The following is a 19,158-nucleotide window of genomic DNA, read 5'->3' as shown; positions in this document are numbered from 1 at the left end:
TTTATACGCGTTTAAAGATCAATGATCCGTTTGTACCACCAAAACCAAACGAGTTACACATTGCGTATTCCATACCTTCCACTTTACGTGCAGTGTTTGGAACAAGATCAACGTCTAAACCTTCTTCTTGGTTTTCGAGGTTAATTGTTGGTGGAACAACTTGATCAACGAGCGACATAACTGTGATGATAGATTCAACAGAACCCGCTGCACCTAATAGGTGTCCAGTCATTGACTTAGTCGAAGAGATAAGAACTTGTTTCGAACCTTCTTCGCCTAACGCACGTTTGATGCCTTTCACTTCAGCAACGTCACCCGCAGGAGTCGATGTGCCGTGAGCATTCACATAACCGATTTGAACACCAGTTAAGCCTGCATCACGCATCGCAGCTTCCATCGCCAGTGCGCCACCAGAACCGTCTTCGCTTGGTGAAGTCATGTGATAAGCATCACCAGACATACCGAAGCCTACGATTTCTGCGTAAATTTTAGCGCCACGAGCTTTAGCATGTTCGTACTCTTCAAGTACCATAATGCCTGCGCCGTCGCCTAGTACAAAACCATCACGGTCTTTGTCCCAAGGGCGAGAAGCTTTTTGAGGCTCATCATTACGAGTCGATAACGCTTTAGCAGCACCGAAACCAGCCATACCTAACGGCGTTGATGCTTTTTCTGCACCACCAGCAACCATAGCTTCTGCATCACCGTATGCAATCATACGAGCGGCATGACCGATGTTGTGTAAACCAGTCGTACATGCTGTTGAAATAGCGATGTTTGGACCACGTAGACCACGCATAATAGATAGGTTACCAGCAATCATGTTTACGATGGTTGATGGTACAAAGAAAGGGCTAACTTTACGTGGGCCTTTTTCTAAAAGTGAACAATGGCCACTTTCAATCAATTCCAGACCACCGATACCTGAACCAATAGCAACACCAACACGTGGAGCATTTTCTTCAGTGATCGATAAACCAGAATCGTCTAATGCTTGAATACCCGCAGCAATACCATATTGGATAAACAAATCCATCTTGCGGGCTTCTTTTTTAGACATGTAATCTTCGCAATTAAAGTCTTTAACAAGACCTGCGAAACGAGTTGAAAAATTGGTTGTATCAAAGTGATCAATATTAACAATACCACTTTGACCAGCTAGCAGGGCTTTCCAAGAAGATTCTACTGTGTTGCCCACTGGTGACAACATACCCATGCCAGTGACAACGACACGACGCTTGGACACGATCATATTCTCCGGGAATTGAAAAATTCTATGAGAGGTAAAGATGATTGAGAAAAACTCAGGCGGTCAGATGACCGCCTGGGAAGAGACATTACTGAGCGCTGTTTACGTAGTCGATCGCAGCTTGAACAGTAGTGATTTTCTCTGCTTCTTCGTCAGGAATCTCAGTGTCAAATTCTTCTTCTAGAGCCATAACTAGTTCTACAGTGTCTAGAGAATCCGCACCTAGATCTTCAACGAAAGAAGCTTCGTTTTTAACTTCTGCTTCGTCTACACCTAGCTGTTCAACAATGATTTTCTTTACGCGTTCTTCGATGTTGCTCATTTTTTCTTTTCCTTTACAGATTTCGCCTAATGCGATGATTCCGTAGTTTATTCTAACTAGGGAAAGTTGCAAGGGGGTCCTTGCTGGTCAAACCACAAATTTGGCGATTTTAACCGAAATTCACACCATTTATGACATATATCATGCACAAATCTTGCGCATTTTTATATCAATTCATGTACAAAGTCGTTAACAAATACAACTCTGTTTCCAACTTAGCACAAAAATGGCATTAAACCATATACATGCCGCCATTTACGTGCAAAGTTTCGCCCGTAATATAAGCGCCTTCTGGTGAAGCCAAAAATGCAACTGCAGAAGCAATTTCACGTGGATCACCTAAACGACCAGCTGGTACTTGTGCAAGTGTAGCAGCACGTTGCTCATCATTCAGTGCTTTTGTCATATCTGTTTCGATAAAACCTGGAGCCACAGTGTTAACAGTCACACCACGAGAAGCAACTTCACGTGCCATTGATTTTGTAAAACCAATCACACCTGCTTTTGCTGCCGCATAGTTTGCCTGTCCAGCGTTACCCATAGTACCGACAACAGAACCGACGTTGATGATACGGCCACTACGCTTTTTCATCATACCGCGTAGTACAGCTTTCGACATACGGAAGATCGAAGTCAGGTTAGTATCTAAAATATCTGACCATTCGTCGTCTTTCATACGCATCAACAAGTTATCACGAGTGATACCTGCGTTGTTCACTAGAATATCGATTGCACCAAACTCATCGTTGATTGCTTTCAATACTGTCTCAATAGATTCTGCATCAGTAACGTTAAGAGCTAAACCCTTACCGTTATCGCCAAGATAAGCGCTGATTGCTTGCGCGCCGCTCTCGCTCGTTGCAGTACCAATTACTGTAGCACCGCGTTCTACAAATAGTTCAGCGATAGCTTTACCAATACCACGGCTTGCACCAGTAACTAGTGCAACTTTGCCTTCTAAACTCATGAATTGACTCATGTTTGGTTCCTATATTTACTTAGCTGCTTCTAGTGAAACAATATCGTTCACTGCTGCTGCGTCTAAGGTTTTTACAATACGTTTAGTTAGGCCAGTCAGAACTTTACCTGGACCCATTTCTAGCAGTTTCTCAACGCCCTGTTCACTCATCTTCTCTACGCCTTCAGTCCAACGTACCGGGCTGTAAAGCTGGCGAACAAGTGCGTCTTTAATTTTTGCAGGATCTGTTTCCGCAACAACGTCCACATTGTTAATCACAGGGATTTGAGGCGTATTGAATTCAATTTCAGCTAAAGCAGCAGCTAAACGTTCAGCTGCAGGCTTCATCAATGCACAATGTGAAGGAACAGAAACAGGCAGAGGCAACGCACGTTTAGCGCCCGCTTCTTTACATAATGCACCAGCACGTTCAACTGCGTCTTTTTGACCAGCAATCACCACTTGACCTGGCGAGTTAAAGTTTACTGGAGAAACCACTTCACCCTGTGCCGCTTCTTCACAAGCTTTAGCAATCGCTTCATCAGCAAGGCCGATGATCGCATACATTGCGCCAGTACCAGCAGGAACGGCATCTTGCATCGCTTTACCACGAAGCTCAACTAAGCTGATCGCCTGTTTGAAGTCGATTACACCTGCACACACTAGTGCTGAATACTCACCTAAGCTGTGACCTGCAAGAACCGTTGGTTGTTCCAAGCCCAGTTCTTGCCATACACGCCAAATAGCAACAGACGCTGTAAGTAATGCAGGCTGTGTACGGAAAGTTTGGTTTAGATCTTCAACAGGACCGTTTTGAACCAATGCCCACAAATCATAGCCCAATGCATCAGATGCTTCTGCAAAGGTTTGGTTAACTACATCATACTGCTGTGCAAGCTCTGCAAGCATACCGATAGCTTGAGAACCTTGACCTGGAAATACGATAGCAAACTTGCTCATTGCTGTTTCCTCAAAAATGATTAAGGCGTTATTTCAACGCCTTAAAGACTATAGTAACGTTCAATTATTACAAAAACCGTATGGTTATAATGTAACGTTGTTAAAATTTAACCAAAGCTGAGCCCCAGGTGAAACCGCCACCAAAAGCTTCTAATAATAGGTTTTGACCACGTTTGATACGGCCGTCACGAACCGCTTCATCAAGCGCCGTTGGAACCGTCGCCGCCGAAGTATTACCGTGTCTGTCCAACGTTAATACTACTTGGTCAAGAGACATAGAGAGTTTTTTCGCTGTCGCAGAAATAATGCGATAGTTCGCTTGATGCGGAACCAGCCAATCCAACTCAGACTTATGCATGTTGTTTGCTTCTAACGTATCTTTAACCAGCTTAGACAACTGAGTCACCGCCACTTTAAAGACTTCATTACCAGCCATGTACAGCCATTTGTCAGCATCACCACCACGCTCTGGCACTGGTAAGCTCAACAATTCACCGAACTCACCATCTGAATAGATGTGAGTTGAAAGAATACCCGGCTCTTTACTTGCGCCCAGTACTACTGCACCAGCAGCATCACCAAATAAAATGATGGTTGAGCGATCCGTTGGGTCACAACTTTTTGACAGCGCGTCGGCACCAATAACCAATGCATTTTTACACATGCCGGTCTTGATATGCTGATCTGCAACCGAGAGTGCGTAAATAAAGCCTGAACACGCAGCGGCTAAGTCAAAAGCTGGGCAGCCTTTAATGCCCAGTTTCCCTTGAACCTGACAGGCAGATGAAGGAAACGTATGGCTGCTGCTTGTGGTTGCCACGATAATGAGATCGATGTCGTTTTTATCAATGCCCGCCATTTCGATCGCATTTTGTGCTGCATAAAACGCCATATCGGCAACTGTTTCATCTTCAGCTGCAATACGACGCTCGCGAATACCGGTACGAGTGACAATCCACTCATCACTAGTATCTACCATTTTCTCTAAATCAGCGTTAGTACGCACTTGAGATGGCAGGTAGCTGCCAGTACCTAAAATTTTGCTATACATGAAGACTAATAATGCCTCTCGAGTAAAACCGCTTCCAAACGATCGCTTATACGGCTGGGTACTTGTCGTTTAACTTCATGCACCGCCTCTGAAATCGCATTCACGACAGCGGGTACATCAGCACTTCCATGACTTTTTATTACAATGCCGCGCAATCCTAGCAAACTTGCACCGTTATACTGGTCGGGGTTCAGTGTTTTTAACTCAGTAAATAGTTCAGAAAACAGCTTTTTCGCAATCCAACCTTTTATAGATGAGCCTAAAAACTTATTTTTTAGCCTATCGATAAAAAGTTGTGCCGTTCCTTCACAGGCTTTTAAACAAACATTGCCAACGAAACCATCGCATACGACAACATCTGCTGCATCAATTAATAATTGGTTCCCTTCAATGTAGCCGATAAAATTCACAGCGTGTGTTTGGCTCAGCATTTCTGCACAACGTTTAACTAAATCATTACCTTTAATCTCTTCTGCACCGATATTCAAAATCGCTACACGAGCAGGTCGACCTAAATGTTGCTCAGCTAATGCTGCCCCCATCACTGCAAATTGAAATAAAGAATCTGCATCACTAGAAACATTTGCGCCTAAATCCAGCATCCATGTTTTACCACCTGATGCGGTTGGTAATGCTGAAACTAGCGCTGGGCGATCAATACCTGGCAATAGTTTAAGCCTAAAACGGGATAACGCCATCAATGCACCGGTATTGCCAGCACTCACACATGCATCGGCTTGACCGTCAGCGACAAGATCAATAGCCATACCCATGGAGGTGCCAACACTGTGACGCAATGCCAAAGAGGGTTTTTCTGAATTCGAAATGACGCGGTCACTATTTACGACACTCAAGCGAGCGTTCGGTTCGTAACCTAAGAAAGAAAGTTGTTGGGCGATCTCAGTTTGATCACCGATGAGAGTCACTTTTAGCTCTGGGAAATGCGACAGTGCCTGCACGGCGGCAGGCACTGTTACGCGAGGACCGAAATCCCCGCCCATTGCATCAAGTGCAACGGTTAAATTTTGCAAAGGTCAACCTTACTTGTTGATAACCTTTTTACCACGGTAGTAACCTTCAGCAGTTACGTTGTGGCGTAGGTGTGTTTCACCTGAAGTCGCGTCTACAGATAGTGCAGCTGCAGAAAGCGCATCGTGTGAACGACGCATACCACGCTTAGAACGTGTTTTACGGTTTTTTTGTACGGCCATTGACCCTACTCCTATGTTAATGGTCTTAAAGAATTACTTCTTCAAACTTTTTAAAACATCGAATGGATTCGGTTTTTCTTCCAAAATTTCTTCTGGAATGTCACCAAACACCATATTGTCTGATTTCACGCTACAATCCGCATCTTCATGCATTGCTACTTGAGGCAAACTTAAGATGAACTCGTCTTCAACTAGCTGAATTAGGTCTATTTCACCGTACTCATTAGGATCTACCAAATCATAATCTTCGGGAATTTCTTCATCACTTTTTTTGCCCGTAATCGGGGAATAAGTGAATTCAACTTCGCACTCATGTGCGAAAACCTCATTACAGCGCTGACACTCTAAATCAACTTCGATGTTAGCTTTACCAGAGATAACTACGAGTTGTTGTTCATCAAGCCCAAATGACAATGAGACTTGTGCGTCGCGTTTTACGCTAGCGACTGATTCCTCTAAGCGCTTCAAAAGACTCATTTGGATGATGCCATCGTAATCAAGTCGTTTTTGAGCCGCTTTACCCGGATCAACCGTTCGCGGTATCTTTACCTTTTGCATAGGGCGCGAATATTATCTTCCAAAACAAATTTAGTCAAAGAAAAAGGTAAAAAATACAATTTTTTCCCTTTTCACGGAGAGAATTATGGTCAACAACATTGAATGCTATATGCTGCACATAAACTTAACGATAATTGTAATGTAAAATGCAAAATTACCAACTAGTTTTAGCTTCCACTTCGCCTTTTCGTCAGCAGTTACTGAAAAAGCTCGATATTCCCTTCGTCACGGCACAACCCAATTGTGATGAAACACCCCAAACAAGCGAGTCACCTCAAGCTTTAGTACAAAGACTGGCGGAACAAAAAGCACGCTCTTGTGTTGTGAAAACACCAAGTTTAATCATCGGGTCAGATCAAGTTTGCGTGATTGACGGACAAATAGTTGGCAAACCGCATACCAAACAAAAAGCGGTTGAACAATTAATGAGCCAAAGTGGCAAAGCGATTACCTTTTACACAGGTTTAGCACTGTATAACTCTGAGACACAGAAAAGTCAGGTTACGCTTGATACATTCACAGTGCATTTTCGCCCACTTAAGCGAGAGATGGTAGAACGTTATGTCGAAAAAGAAATGCCTTTAAACTGCGCTGGCAGCTTTAAAAGTGAAGGGTTGGGAATAACCCTATTCGACAAGCTCGAAGGTGATGACCCTAATACATTAGTCGGTCTTCCGCTTATCCAGCTTATCCAGTTGCTGGAAAACGAACATTTCCCAGTTCTATAAACTTCGTTGATGTTGCAAGCTAAAAAAGGCTTGTTGAACACAAGCCTTCTCATTACTTAGCGGCTCGCAGTTGAACAAGAGCTTTCTCTAGTTTGCTATCCAGTGGAGCGTTAATTTCCATTTGCTCTTCAGTCGCTGGATGTACAAATCGAATGTTTGCAGCATGTAAGAACAAACGGTCAATACCGAACTGGGCTGTGTAGGCATCAAAACGGCGATCACCATATCGATCATCCCATGCAATAGGATGCCCCATATATTGGGTATGAACACGGATCTGGTGAGTTCGTCCGGTAATCGGGCTTGCCTGAATCAAAGTCGCCTGCTCAAACTTTTCAAGGATCTTAAAACGCGTTTCTGAAGGCTTACCTTTGGAATTGACTCGAACAATGCTATTCACTTCGTTCTTTAGCAGAGGCGCGTTAACGACCTTCCATTTGCTCTCCCACTCACCCATTACCAGAGCAAAATAGTATTTCTGCACTGTTTTTTCGCGGAACTGAGCTTGTAGGTGGCGCAATGCCGAGCGCTTTTTAGCAACCAACAAAATACCAGATGTGTCACGGTCAATTCGATGTACCAGTTCTAGAAAACGAGCTTGTGGACGCAGAGCACGCAGGGCTTCAATAGCTCCAAACTTTAGGCCGCTCCCACCATGCACCGCTGTTCCTGACGGTTTATTCAATATCAGCACATGGTCATCTTCATGAAGAATACAATGCTCAAGTTCCGCAACTTTATTCAGTTTTGTACTTGGTGCCGTTGCTTCCTCAGGCTTCGCTTCGATCGTTACAGGAGGTATACGAACTACGTCTCCAGCTTCGAGCTTATATTCAGCTTTGATGCGCTTTTTGTTTACGCGCACTTCTCCCTTTCGCAAGATTCGGTAAATCATGCTTTTGGGGATTGATTTTAATTGGTTACGCAGAAAGTTATCGATGCGCTGACCAGCCATATCTTCATCTATGTCGATGAATTGGACTTGAGTTCTGATTTCGTTCATGGCAACTATTCTAACTGAATCTGCGTGAATTCACATTTTCTTCGTGATTAAAAATCGCTTTTCGGATGCTTTTTTTTAATAACTCGTTGAAATAAACATCACATTGCTCATTACGCCCGAGAATTGGGCTATTAGCTATTGATAAAATGCAAACTTCTCTTCCATTTTGCTCAGATTTGATGCTGACTAGGAAACACTTTTGGAGATAGCTTGAAATTTTTAAGCGCTTTCTAATAAAGCACATTGCTGTGACTAGCAGTCACTGCTATAGTTCACACCTGCAATAATTGAACTGGTATGTTTCTATTTTTACTGTTTAATTAAAGCAATAAACGAGTAGTAAACCTATAACTTGGTGCTGCATTGGCGTAAGACATTTCAGGTTAAGGTTTCTTGTTGCTCTACTCTTCGCCTTTCATGATGAGTAAATCCGCCTCTATGCGGATCACAGGCTGTTTATGCTTGTGATGACTGACGTGCCCTCAGAGCATCCCTCCAGCCGGGAGGCTGTAATGAATTAAGCCATGGGATCTGGCACCGTGAAAACGAACCAAACGCGACAAGAACAATAATCAAAACAAAGAAAAAATTACGAGATTTTTAAATGAAAAGAATGCTAATTAACGCGACTCAGAAAGAAGAGTTGCGTGTCGCTTTGGTTGATGGCCAGCGATTGTTCGATCTTGATATCGAAAGTCCTGGACATGAATCTAAAAAAGCGAATATCTACAAAGGCCGTATTACCCGTATTGAACCAAGTCTAGAAGCTGCTTTCGTTGATTACGGCGCTGAAAGACACGGTTTCCTCCCTCTTAAAGAAATTGCTCGCGAATACTTCCCAGAAGGTTATACCTATCAAGGCCGTCCAAGCATTAAAGAAGTGCTTAAAGAAGGTCAAGAAGTTATCGTTCAAGTTGAAAAAGAGGAACGTGGTAGCAAAGGCGCAGCTCTAACAACATTCATCTCTCTTGCTGGTAGCTACTTAGTTCTTATGCCTAACAACCCTCGTGCCGGCGGAATCTCTCGTCGTATCGAAGGTGATGAGCGTACTGAGCTAAAAGCAGCATTGAGCTCTTTAGAACTACCACAAGGTATGGGCCTAATCGTTCGTACTGCGGGGGTTGGCAAAAACGGTGAAGAGTTAGAATGGGACTTAAACGTTCTACTTAACCACTGGGCTGCAATCAAACAAGCATCTGATTCGAATCCAGCACCATTGCTGATCCACCAAGAAAGTAACGTAATCGTGCGAGCGATTCGTGACTACTTGCGTCGTGATATCGGTGAAATCTTAATAGATAGCAACACTATCTATGAGCGCGCGCTGGACCATATCCGTCTAGTTCGCCCTGATTTCGTAAACCGTGTTAAAAAATACGAAGGCGAAGTACCGCTATTTAGCCACTTCCAGATCGAAAGCCAAATCGAATCTGCATTCCAACGTGAAGTTCGCCTGCCTTCTGGTGGTTCAATTGTTATTGACCCTACAGAAGCGCTAACCTCTATTGATATCAACTCAGCACGCGCAACCAAAGGCGGCGATATTGAAGAGACGGCACTGAACACTAACTTAGAAGCCGCAGATGAAATTGCACGCCAATTACGCCTACGTGATTTAGGTGGTCTCGTTGTTATCGACTTTATCGATATGACGCCTGTTCGCCACCAGCGTGAAGTGGAAAACCGCTTGCGTGATGCCGTTCGCCTAGACCGAGCTCGCGTACAAATAGGCCGTATTTCACGCTTTGGCCTGCTAGAAATGTCTCGTCAACGTTTGAGCCCTTCTCTGGCAGAAGCAAGCCACCACATTTGTCCGCGTTGTTCGGGCACGGGTGTGGTTCGTGACAACGAGTCTTTAGCGTTATCTGTTCTTCGTCTCATCGAAGAAGAAGCATTGAAAGACAATACAGCACAAGTATTGGCTGTCGTACCGGTTTCCATTGCTTCATACCTACTGAATGAAAAACGTCGTTCTATCAATCACATTGAGCGTATCCAAGAAGTTAAAATTACTATTGTTCCGAACTCAGACATGGAAACACCTCATTTCGAGGTAGTACGTGTGCGTGAAGGTGAAGAGCATGAAATTCTTTCTTACTTGATCCCAAGAAAGCTGGAAGCACTAAAAGAAGCTGAAAGTAAAGAAGTGGGTGAGCAAGACTTCCGTCCAAAACGCATTGAAGAACCTGCTCTGAAAGGCTTCGCATCACCAGCACAGTCAGCGCCTGCGCCTGTTGCAAAACCAAAAGTAGAAGCCCCTAAAGAAACCGTTATTACTGAACAAAAACCTGGACTGGTTAGCCGCTTCTTTAAAGCATTGGCTAATATTTTCGCTTCTGCAGAAGAAGAGAAGAAAGAACAGGTAAAAGAAACAAGCGAAGCGGAAAACGAACGTAAGAAACAACCTCAACGTCGTGAACGTAACGACCGCCGTCGTAACAACAACTCTCGCGACAGAAATCGCCGTAAACCAAGCGATAAGGCGAACGACAAATCTGAGAATAACCAGCCTGTTGCTGCCGAAAGCAAGCAACAAGAGCGTAAGCCTAAGCAGGAACGTCGTAATAAACGCGATCGCAATGATACGAAGCCAAACAAACTTCAACAAGAAGGTCGCCAGTTAGCGGCTGAAGCACAGCAGGAAGTGGTTGAAAAGCCAACCAGCGAGGCTCAGAAAACTAAAGCGGCAGCGGTTAAAGAACGTCGTCAACGTCGTAAGCTGAATAAACAGGTTCGTGTGAACAGTCAACAATCTGAAGAAACAGAAGTCGTTGATGAATCACTAGTGACAGATACTCAAGCGCCTGTTGCTCAAGCACCTAAGGCTGATTTAGCTCAAGAGAACAACGGCAATGATAATAATGCAGAGCAGCAAGATGAGCAGAAACAGCGTCGTAATCGCCGTTCTCCTCGTCACCTGCGAGCAAGTGGTCAACGTCGTCGCCGTGGTCGTGATCGTCGCCCTAACCCATTCCGCCTACGTAAAGGTGGTGTAGCATCTCCAGAGATGGCTATGGGTAAAGTAATGCCACGCTACGACTTAGCTAAACCTGTGGTTAAAGCTCAACCTCAACCTGAAGTTGCTATTGAAAATACAGCGGTAACTGCTCCGGTAATGGGTGGTTATGCTTTCCCTGAAATGGCGATGGGTAAAGTGATTGTTCGTCGTGCGGAAGCACCCGTTGAAAAAGCAGCGGAGCCAGTGATTGAAGCACCAGTAGTTGAAAACATCGCAGCGGAACAAACAACTGTTGTTGAAGAAGCGGTCGTTGAACAAGTTGCGGCTATTCAACCTGAAGTTGAACAGGTTCCTGCAGTTGAAACCATTGAACAACCAACAACAGAAACGCCTGTAGTTGAAGTTGCAGTCGAAGAAGTAGCAGAGCAAGCCACTACGACTCCAGAACCAGTTGTTGAACCGACGAAGAAAGCCAGTGTGACAGCCCCAGCAAAAGGTCATGCGTCATCACCAATGACTAAAGCTTCTGGCCCACAAGAGGTTAAGGAAATTGCAGTTAATGCAGCTCCTTTCCGCACTGAGCGATACGAACCTATCGGTGCCGGTAGCCAAGTTGCTCGCAACCAAGCGGGTTCTGCCATGGCGAAACCTCAAGGTTACTAATTAAAAACCCTGTAAAAGCCACCTTCGGGTGGCTTTTTTATTATTGCAACAGACTCATTGCTCTTGATTATTGGTTCATTATTGAACTTCATCACACAATTCTGTAGCATCCGCCATTCATCTTTAACTTAACGCGTTCAGCCTATTGAATACCCTTTTTGCCGAATGAGGTTTCATTTGGTACATCCCATTTCGATTCAATGAGCGTTTTAGATAAAGTCGGTTCACCATTAATTATCAGGAAAAACACTCAACTCATGTTTGAATTTCCCCAGTTTTCCAAACACTCTGTAAAAAATGACGTTCTTTCGGGTCTTACTGTTGCTTTAGCACTAGTACCAGAAGCGGTTGCCTTCGCATTCGTAGCGGGTGTCGATCCTATGGTTGGCCTATACGCAGCTTTTATTGTTGGCCTAGTAACTTCTATTTTCGGTGGCCGTCCAGGTATGATCTCTGGAGCAACGGGTGCAATGGCTGTGGTTATGGTCAGTCTGGTATCAAGCCATGGTGTACAATACCTGTTTGCCGCTATTTTGTTTACGGGTGTACTGCAAATTGCCGCCGGTTTATTTAGGCTTGGCAAGTTCATTCGCATGGTTCCTCACCCTGTAATGATCGGTTTCGTGAATGGCTTAGCTATTGTTATCTTCCTAGCACAATTAGGTCAGTTCAAAGCTCCTGATTTGAGTGGCACGCTTACATGGCTTCCAAGCGATCAACTTTTCCTCATGTTAGGTTTGGTCGCTTTGACTATGGCGATTATTCACTTTCTACCTAAAATCACCACTGCAGTTCCATCTTCATTAGCCGCAATTGTTACCGTCACTTTACTGGTACAAGGACTCGGCTTAGAAACGCGTACAGTTGTCGATTTCTTGCGTGCGATGTCGGGTAATGACGGCGCAACGCTTGCTGGTACACTGCCAACTTTTGCTTTCCCTGTTGTCCCAATGACACTAGAAACATTGCAAATCATTCTTCCATATTCTGTCATTTTGGCAGCTATCGGTTTGATTGAGTCTTTACTGACGCTGACTGTTCTCGACGAAATGACCAATACTCGAGGTAAGTCAAATCGTGAATGTATGGGGCAAGGTCTTGCGAACATTACCTGTTCTGTGTTTGGCGCTATGGGTGGCTGTGCGATGATTGGTCAGTCGATGATTAACATTAACTCCGGTGGCCGTGGACGCCTTTCTGGTATCGTGGCTGCTGTAATGTTGCTGGTCTTTATCCTGTTTGCTGCATCTCTGATTGAAATGATTCCGTTGGCGGCACTGGTTGGTGTGATGTTTATGGTCGTCATAGGCACGTTTGAATGGGCGACATTCAAGCTTGCTCGTCGTGTACCTAAGCAGGATTTCTTTGTCATCGTACTGGTAACGGTTGTTACTGTATTTACTGACTTAGCTATTGCGGTAGGTGTTGGGGTAATTACTTCTGCACTGATGTTTGCCTGGGAACATGCTAAACACATCTACGCAAGCAGCCAGCTCAATGAAGAAGGTTCTAAAGTTTACAAGGTTAATGGCCCTATTTTCTTTGGTTCTGCCGCAAACTTCTTAGAGTTATTTGACGCACAAAACGACCCACAAGATGTCATTGTCGATTTCGCTCAGTCACGAGTGGCTGACCACTCTGCCATTGAGGCGATTGAAACATTAGCTGAACGTTATGCTTCAGTAGGTAAAACACTACATTTACGTCACCTAAGCCAAGACTGTCGTGCATTACTGCATAAAGCGGGCAGCCTAGTTGAGATAAACGTTAAAGAAGATCCTAGCTATAAAGTTGCTACAGATGTACTTGCTGGCTAGTTGACCTCTTGTTAATTAACAAATCTAAGCCTCTCATTTGAGAGGCTTTTTCTTATCTCTCCATTTGATATAGCAACCGATTAGTTGCATAGTGATATGCCTGTGCACGTGCCGCCTCTGGCACGACAACTTTTTGTTATCTCTTTGGATGTTCTTAACATGACATGGATTCTGTTCACTCTTTTCGCTGCTTTTATGCAGTCTTGGCGTAACGCTTTTCAAAGTCACTTGTCAGGTGATGTGAAAACGGCAGGCGTCACTTTGGCACGTTTTCTTTGGGCAAGTCCTATAGCCGCTCTGTATTTAATCTCTTTATATGTCATAGAACCTATCTCGCTACCCAACTTTAATTCCCTCTTCATCACATACATTGTTGGCGCGGCGACAATGCAGATCCTTGCTACTGCACTTATGGTTAGATTGTTCAAATTTAATAATTACGCTGTGGGAGCTGGGCTTGCCAAAAGCGAAGCGCTAGTTGCGGCACTGTTAGGTATGCTTTTCTTCGGCACACAACTGACTTTGTTGGGGTGGTTCGGAGTGTTTTTAGGCGGTATCGGCGTATTCTTATTGAGTACTCAAGGCAGTTTTCGTCAAATATCCTTGCCTACCGTTATTTTGGGGATCAGCTGTGGCAGCGCTTTTGCGTTAACGTCTTTGTGGGTTCGAGAAGCCAGTATCGCGTTAGGGTTGCCCTTTCCTTATGGTGCGGCTTGGGTATTACTTTTAGTTATTTCCCTTCAAACTCTTATCCTAATCAGCTATTTAGTCCTCACAGATGTGGATACGCTAAAAGCCTTATTCGCTAGACCCAAAATCGTCTTCTTAACCAGCTTCACCAGTTGCCTAGGCTCAATTGGCTGGTTTAGCGCTATGTCGTTGCAAGCCGTCCCTTATGTAAAGACTTTAGGTCAGGTTGAAATCTTCTTTACTATGTTGATATCTGTTCTATGGCTTAAACAAAAAGTCCGAATCAAAGATGGCTTTGGATTGATTCTCGTTGCTCTCGCGGCTATTTTGGTGATGTGGACATAATGCTAAAAAAGAAGGCAATTTTATATTGCCTTCTTTTAAAATTGATTACATGTTGTAGCCAGGCTCACTTGGGTTATATGTAACCTTATACACTTTAAAAACTCTCGCACCAAAGCCAGTACCACCAGTAAAGACTATGCGACCTTCTCCTTTATATAAAGCTTCAACTCGCGCGGCATCACTACCAAAATAAAATGGGATAAATGATTTACCTGTAATATAACTCAATGTATCTGTGGGTTGGCCAATAGTGTCATAGACCTGCCCCATTGACATACCAACAGTTATCTTTGAAAACTTACTATCAGCAGGAATATCCCCTGCTACTTGCGTAATATTTTCCTGTGAATTAGTAACCTGAGTTGTAGATGTGGATTCAGAAGTACTCGCACAGCCAATAATGAAATTAGTTACTAGAGCAAGCCCCAAAACTTGCAATACAGCCTTTTTATTCATTCAATTTTCCTTAGATTTATTATTACTATGTTTATTATTTTCATGCACAGGATAATAAGCACACGCGGCACATGCAACATATCTAATTGATTTCAGTCATGTTTTTATCAAAATAAAAAAGCCCCACCGAGGTGGGGCTTTTGCTTTCTTGATTTGGTTATCGTGCTAGCGAAAACCTATCTCAAATTAAGCTTTTACTTTTTTATCTGCTTTAGCAGCTGCTGGAGCTACTTGGTCAGCTTTCTTCTTGATTACAGTAGTACCTTCGAAAGTTTCACCTTCAACGAAAGCTTTACCGTAGTAAGAAGCTTTTAGAACATCTTGTAGCTCAGTGATTAGAGGGTAACGTGGGTTTGCACCAGTACATTGGTCATCAAACGCGTCAACCGCTAGTTCATCAACTTTAGCTAGGAAGTCTGCTTCGTTTACACCTGCTGCTTGAATTGATAGTGGAATATCAAGATCTTTCTTAAGCTCTTCCAACCATGTTAGCAGACGTTCAATTTTCTGTGCTGTACGGTCGCCTGGTTGAGCCAGACCTAAGTGCTCAGCAACTTCTGCGTAACGACGACGTGCTTGTGGACGGTCGTATTGAGAGAACGCTGTTTGTTTAGTTGGGTTATCGTTCGCGTTGTAACGTACAACGTTAGAGATAAGCAATGCGTTAGCAAGACCGTGAGGAATGTGGAACTCAGCACCAATCTTGTGAGCCATTGAGTGACAAACACCCAAGAATGCGTTTGCAAACGCTACACCAGCGATAGTTGCTGCGTTGTGTACTTTCTCACGAGCGATTGGGTCGTTAGCGCCATTCGCGTAGCTTGAAGGTAGGTACTCTTTAAGCATCTTAAGTGCTTGTAGAGCTTGACCGTCAGAGTATTCGTTCGCAAGAACAGATACGTATGCTTCAAGAGCGTGAGTCACTGCATCGTAACCACCAAACGCTGTTAGAGACTTAGGCATGTTCATAACAAGGTTCGCATCAACGATAGCCATGTTAGGAGTTAGCTCGTAGTCAGCTAGTGGGTATTTAGCACCAGTTTTGTCGTCAGTAACAACCGCGAAAGGTGTAACTTCTGAACCAGTACCTGAAGTTGTAGTGATACATACAAGCTCAGCTTTTTGACCCATTTTAGGGAACTTGTAGATACGTTTACGGATATCCATAAAGCGCATTGCTAGTTCTTCGAAGTGAGTTTCTGGGTGCTCGTACATTACCCACATGATCTTCGCAGCATCCATTGGTGAACCACCACCTAGAGCTAGGATAACGTCTGGTTGGTAGCTAGCCATTTGAGCCGCACCTTTCTCTACTACAGATAGCGTTGGATCCGCTTCTACATCAAAGAAAGTTTGAACTTCCATGCCTTGAGCTTTTAGTAGCTGTACGATTTCGTCAGCGTAACCGTTGTTGAATAGGAAACGGTCAGTTACAAGGAATGCGCGTTTTTTACCTTCTAGGTCGCTAAGAGCGATTGGAAGGCTACCACGACGGAAGTAGATTGACTTAGGTAGTTTGTGCCACAACATGTTTTCAGCTCGCTTAGCAACAATTTTCTTGTTGATTAGGTGTTTAGGACCAACGTTCTCAGAGATAGAGTTACCACCCCATGAACCACAACCTAACGTTAAAGATGGAGCTACGTTGAAGTTGTAAAGGTCACCGATACCACCGTGAGTAGTAGGGATGTTTACAAGAATACGAGCAGTCTTCATCTTGTCACCGAAGTAACGAATACGATCAGCGTTAACGTCTTGGTTTGTGTATAGACCAGATGTGTGACCGATACCACCGATCTCAACCATTGTTACCGCTTGCTCAACAGCGTCTTCGAAGCTGTCAGCTTTAAACATACCTAGACATGGTGATAGTTTTTCGTGCGCAAACTCGTCTTCGTAAGCAACTTTACCAAGACCTTCACCGATAAGTACTTTAGTATCTGCAGGAACTTTAACACCTGCCATTTCTGCGATTGCTGCAGCAGGTTGACCAACGATTTTCGCGTTAAGCGCACCGTCGATAAGGATTGTTTTACGTACTTTGTCAGCATCTGCTTTGCTTAGTACGTGAGCTTTGTGAGAAGCAAAACGCTCTTTAACTTCTTCGTATACGTCTTTATGAACGATTACAGCCTGCTCAGAAGCACACACTACGCCGTTATCGAAAGTTTTTGACATAAGAACAGAAGCTACTGCACGTTTGATGTCTGCTGTTTCATCGATAACAACTGGAACGTTACCCGCACCAACACCGATAGCTGGTTTACCAGAAGAGTAAGCTGCTTTAACCATGCCTGGACCACCAGTAGCAAGGATAAGTGCGATACCTTCGTGTTTCATAAGAGCGTTAGATAGCTCTACAGATGGTTGGTCGATCCAACCGATGATGTCTTTTGGCGCGCCTGCTGCTACTGCTGCGTCTAGAACCAGTTTAGCTGCATCGTTTGTAGAATTTTTAGCACGTGGGTGTGGTGAGAAAATAATACCGTTACGAGTCTTCAAAGAAATCAAAGATTTGAAGATTGCAGTAGATGTTGGGTTAGTCGTTGGAACGATACCACAGATGATGCCCACAGGCTCTGCGATAGTCATTGTGCCCATGCTGTCGTCTTCTTCTAGCACACCACAAGTTTTTTCATCTTTGTATTTGTTGTAGATGTATTCAGAAGCGAAGTGGTTTTTGATTACTTTATCTTCAACGATACCCATGCCAGATTCCGCTACCGCTTGTTGCGCTAGAGGGATACGAGCTTGGTTAGCTGCAAGAGATGCTGCACGGAAGATTTTGTCTACTTGCTCTTGAGAGTAAGTAGCAAACTCAGCTTGAGCCGCTTTAACGCGAGCTACTAGAGCATCTAGTTCAGCCAGATTAGTTACAGGCATAATGGATCTCCTAAAATAAAAAAATTAAAAATTAAAAACTCTTTATTAAGCATGTTGTATGTGCATTTTTATTAAAACTTCAGAGACTTAATAACAACGAACTTAGTAAATTGCTTTCATGGCTGAGTATAATATTTCACTACGTGAAAAAAATTGACTCAGATCAGTTATGAAAAACTAATTATCCCTTTATGGGTAGAAAGCCCCAGAGATACCACCTAACCAATTGTATTTATTGAAAAATACCTAATAAAATAAACTGATTAAAAATACCGCATTCGAACCAAAAATCTAAAAAAAATACAACATCGTGTAAAAAAGTTTCATTTTTGTACAACATTACTACATGTAGACAAGCTTTTATGTGCTACTCATAGTATATCCATTTCACTTTGACTCACCAGTAGATGTGATTTTTTTTATCAAAATAGGACATATGTTAAAAAACACCATCAAACAACAAATTAAAACACACACAACTGAAACAACTAATTATCAATTATCGACCATAATTAGTTTTTCTCACGTATAAGCTGCATAAAACAGCAAATTTTTTCATTCGTGATTTTGCTATGTTTGACTTAGATTACGCGCAATTAATTTCAATCCTATGAAAAATAAGAGAACCCGACATGTCGTTCGAAATTGCTATTTTTCTCCAGTTCTTTCTGGGTTTAGTCGCTGCAGTTAACCCTGTTGGGATTATGCCAGTTTTCGTTTCCCTCACTGGGCATATGACTCCAGAGGAAAAGAACAAAACCGCGGCCACTGCAAATATTGCTGTAGCTGTCATTCTGATCACGGCGCTTCTGGGCGGTCAAATGTTGCTAGACATGTTCAGCATTTCTCTCGACTCATTCCGCGTAGCCGGTGGTTTACTGCTTATGAGCATCGCCTTTTCAATGATGAGTGGTAAGTTGGGTGAAGATAAGCAAAACAAACAAGAGAAATCGGAATACATCAGCCGCGAACAAATTGGCGTGGTTCCGCTGGCAATGCCTCTCATGGCCGGTCCAGGTGCCATCAGTTCAACTATCGTATATGGCTCTCGTTACCCTGGGTTAATGGATACCACAGGTATTGTTGTCACTATCGCTTTCTTCGCATTGTGCTCATGGTTACTGTTCCGCTCAGCACCTTATATTGTGAAACTGCTAGGCCAGACCGGTATCAACGTGATCACCCGTATCATGGGCTTGATACTTGGTGCGTTAGGCATCGAATTTATCACTAATGGCTTACGTAGCCTGTTCCCAGGATTGGCTTAAACGCTGCCCTAAGGCTATGATAGAGCGATAAAAAACG

General features: G+C 43.6%; 16 protein-coding genes. 5 read left to right on the top strand and 11 right to left on the bottom strand.

Annotated features, from left to right (window positions below):
- Position 1 precedes the first annotated feature (1 nt).
- The 8 genes from fabF to yceD all read right to left on the bottom strand — a co-directional run bounded on the left by fabF (position 2) and on the right by yceD (position 6,309).
- Positions 2-1,246 carry a beta-ketoacyl-ACP synthase II gene (gene fabF / locus HUO09_RS02300; RefSeq protein WP_188232842.1) on the bottom strand — a complete coding sequence of 415 codons (1,245 nt, stop codon included), beginning with the start codon at positions 1,244-1,246 and terminating at the stop codon, positions 2-4.
- Positions 1,247-1,337: 91 nt separating this feature from the next.
- Positions 1,338-1,571 carry an acyl carrier protein gene (acpP, locus tag HUO09_RS02295; protein ID WP_014204679.1) on the bottom strand — a complete coding sequence of 78 codons (234 nt, stop codon included), beginning with the start codon at positions 1,569-1,571 and terminating at the stop codon, positions 1,338-1,340.
- A gap of 232 nt (positions 1,572-1,803) precedes the next feature.
- Entirely contained in the window at positions 1,804-2,538 is a 735-nt protein-coding gene (fabG, locus tag HUO09_RS02290; protein WP_167412117.1) for a 3-oxoacyl-ACP reductase FabG, read from the bottom strand.
- Between the two features lie 27 nt (positions 2,539-2,565).
- Positions 2,566-3,489, bottom strand: a complete 924-nt coding sequence (gene fabD, locus HUO09_RS02285) for an ACP S-malonyltransferase (protein ID WP_188232841.1) — start codon at positions 3,487-3,489, stop codon at positions 2,566-2,568.
- A 100-nt stretch (positions 3,490-3,589) separates the two neighbouring features.
- A complete protein-coding gene (locus tag HUO09_RS02280; protein ID WP_167412098.1) occupies positions 3,590-4,540 on the bottom strand; it encodes a beta-ketoacyl-ACP synthase III in 951 nt (316 codons plus the stop codon).
- A gap of 5 nt (positions 4,541-4,545) precedes the next feature.
- Positions 4,546-5,571, bottom strand: a complete 1,026-nt coding sequence (gene plsX / locus HUO09_RS02275; protein ID WP_188232840.1) for a phosphate acyltransferase PlsX — start codon at positions 5,569-5,571, stop codon at positions 4,546-4,548.
- A gap of 9 nt (positions 5,572-5,580) precedes the next feature.
- On the bottom strand, positions 5,581-5,751 hold the full coding sequence (rpmF, locus tag HUO09_RS02270) for a 50S ribosomal protein L32 (RefSeq protein ID WP_167412096.1): 171 nt from the start codon (positions 5,749-5,751) through the stop codon (positions 5,581-5,583).
- Positions 5,752-5,784: 33 nt separating this feature from the next.
- Complete coding sequence (gene yceD, locus HUO09_RS02265) at positions 5,785-6,309, bottom strand: 23S rRNA accumulation protein YceD (protein ID WP_167412095.1); 525 nt, start codon at positions 6,307-6,309, stop codon at positions 5,785-5,787.
- A gap of 146 nt (positions 6,310-6,455) precedes the next feature.
- Between yceD and HUO09_RS02260 the strand changes: the two genes are divergently transcribed.
- Positions 6,456-7,037 carry a nucleoside triphosphate pyrophosphatase gene (locus HUO09_RS02260; RefSeq protein WP_188232839.1) on the top strand — a complete coding sequence of 194 codons (582 nt, stop codon included), beginning with the start codon at positions 6,456-6,458 and terminating at the stop codon, positions 7,035-7,037.
- Between the two features lie 52 nt (positions 7,038-7,089).
- Here the strand turns inward: HUO09_RS02260 and rluC are convergent, their stop codons facing one another.
- Complete coding sequence (rluC, locus tag HUO09_RS02255) at positions 7,090-8,040, bottom strand: 23S rRNA pseudouridine(955/2504/2580) synthase RluC (RefSeq protein ID WP_188232838.1); 951 nt, start codon at positions 8,038-8,040, stop codon at positions 7,090-7,092.
- Between the two features lie 604 nt (positions 8,041-8,644).
- Between rluC and rne the strand changes: the two genes are divergently transcribed.
- The 3 genes from rne (at position 8,645) to HUO09_RS02240 (ending at position 14,514) form a co-directional block, all read left to right on the top strand.
- The gene (rne, locus tag HUO09_RS02250; protein ID WP_188232837.1) at positions 8,645-11,662 is read left to right on the top strand and encodes a ribonuclease E; all 3,018 of its coding nucleotides are present in this window, start codon (positions 8,645-8,647) and stop codon (positions 11,660-11,662) included.
- 257 nt (positions 11,663-11,919) lie between these two features.
- Complete coding sequence (locus HUO09_RS02245; RefSeq protein ID WP_188232836.1) at positions 11,920-13,479, top strand: SulP family inorganic anion transporter; 1,560 nt, start codon at positions 11,920-11,922, stop codon at positions 13,477-13,479.
- Between the two features lie 159 nt (positions 13,480-13,638).
- Positions 13,639-14,514, top strand: coding sequence for a DMT family transporter (locus tag HUO09_RS02240; RefSeq protein ID WP_167412090.1), 876 nt, complete (start codon positions 13,639-13,641; stop codon positions 14,512-14,514).
- Between the two features lie 45 nt (positions 14,515-14,559).
- On the opposite strand, the gene HUO09_RS02235 is transcribed toward HUO09_RS02240, so the two are convergent.
- Complete coding sequence (locus HUO09_RS02235; protein WP_167412089.1) at positions 14,560-14,970, bottom strand: hypothetical protein; 411 nt, start codon at positions 14,968-14,970, stop codon at positions 14,560-14,562.
- 186 nt (positions 14,971-15,156) lie between these two features.
- Entirely contained in the window at positions 15,157-17,853 is a 2,697-nt protein-coding gene (gene adhE, locus HUO09_RS02230) for a bifunctional acetaldehyde-CoA/alcohol dehydrogenase (protein ID WP_167412088.1), read from the bottom strand.
- A 632-nt stretch (positions 17,854-18,485) separates the two neighbouring features.
- Here adhE and HUO09_RS02225 point away from each other — a divergent pair.
- The gene (locus HUO09_RS02225; protein WP_102940779.1) at positions 18,486-19,121 is read left to right on the top strand and encodes a YchE family NAAT transporter; all 636 of its coding nucleotides are present in this window, start codon (positions 18,486-18,488) and stop codon (positions 19,119-19,121) included.
- Positions 19,122-19,158 lie beyond the last annotated feature (37 nt).

The sequence above is a fragment of the Vibrio sp. Y2-5 genome, assembly GCF_014596725.1.
GTDB lineage: Bacteria > Pseudomonadota > Gammaproteobacteria > Enterobacterales > Vibrionaceae > Vibrio.
The sequence above is the reverse complement of the archived record's forward strand: the minus strand, read 5'-3'. Positions and strand labels throughout refer to the sequence as shown.

Bases quoted from the DNA above. Each gene is read 5' to 3' on its own strand.
- HUO09_RS02240 (WP_167412090.1), top strand. From the start codon at position 13,639: ATGACATGGATTCTGTTCACTCTTTTCGCTGCTTTTATGCAGTCTTGG.
- HUO09_RS02280 (WP_167412098.1), bottom strand. From the start codon at position 4,540: ATGTATAGCAAAATTTTAGGTACTGGCAGCTACCTGCCATCTCAAGTG.
- HUO09_RS02225 (WP_102940779.1), top strand. From the start codon at position 18,486: ATGTCGTTCGAAATTGCTATTTTTCTCCAGTTCTTTCTGGGTTTAGTC.
- fabD (WP_188232841.1), bottom strand. From the start codon at position 3,489: ATGAGCAAGTTTGCTATCGTATTTCCAGGTCAAGGTTCTCAAGCTATC.
- yceD (WP_167412095.1), bottom strand. From the start codon at position 6,309: ATGCAAAAGGTAAAGATACCGCGAACGGTTGATCCGGGTAAAGCGGCT.
- adhE (WP_167412088.1), bottom strand. From the start codon at position 17,853: ATGCCTGTAACTAATCTGGCTGAACTAGATGCTCTAGTAGCTCGCGTT.
- acpP (WP_014204679.1), bottom strand. From the start codon at position 1,571: ATGAGCAACATCGAAGAACGCGTAAAGAAAATCATTGTTGAACAGCTA.
- HUO09_RS02260 (WP_188232839.1), top strand. From the start codon at position 6,456: ATGCAAAATTACCAACTAGTTTTAGCTTCCACTTCGCCTTTTCGTCAG.
- rne (WP_188232837.1), top strand. From the start codon at position 8,645: ATGAAAAGAATGCTAATTAACGCGACTCAGAAAGAAGAGTTGCGTGTC.
- HUO09_RS02235 (WP_167412089.1), bottom strand. From the start codon at position 14,970: ATGAATAAAAAGGCTGTATTGCAAGTTTTGGGGCTTGCTCTAGTAACT.
- rluC (WP_188232838.1), bottom strand. From the start codon at position 8,040: ATGAACGAAATCAGAACTCAAGTCCAATTCATCGACATAGATGAAGAT.
- rpmF (WP_167412096.1), bottom strand. From the start codon at position 5,751: ATGGCCGTACAAAAAAACCGTAAAACACGTTCTAAGCGTGGTATGCGT.
- fabG (WP_167412117.1), bottom strand. From the start codon at position 2,538: ATGAGTTTAGAAGGCAAAGTTGCACTAGTTACTGGTGCAAGCCGTGGT.
- HUO09_RS02245 (WP_188232836.1), top strand. From the start codon at position 11,920: ATGTTTGAATTTCCCCAGTTTTCCAAACACTCTGTAAAAAATGACGTT.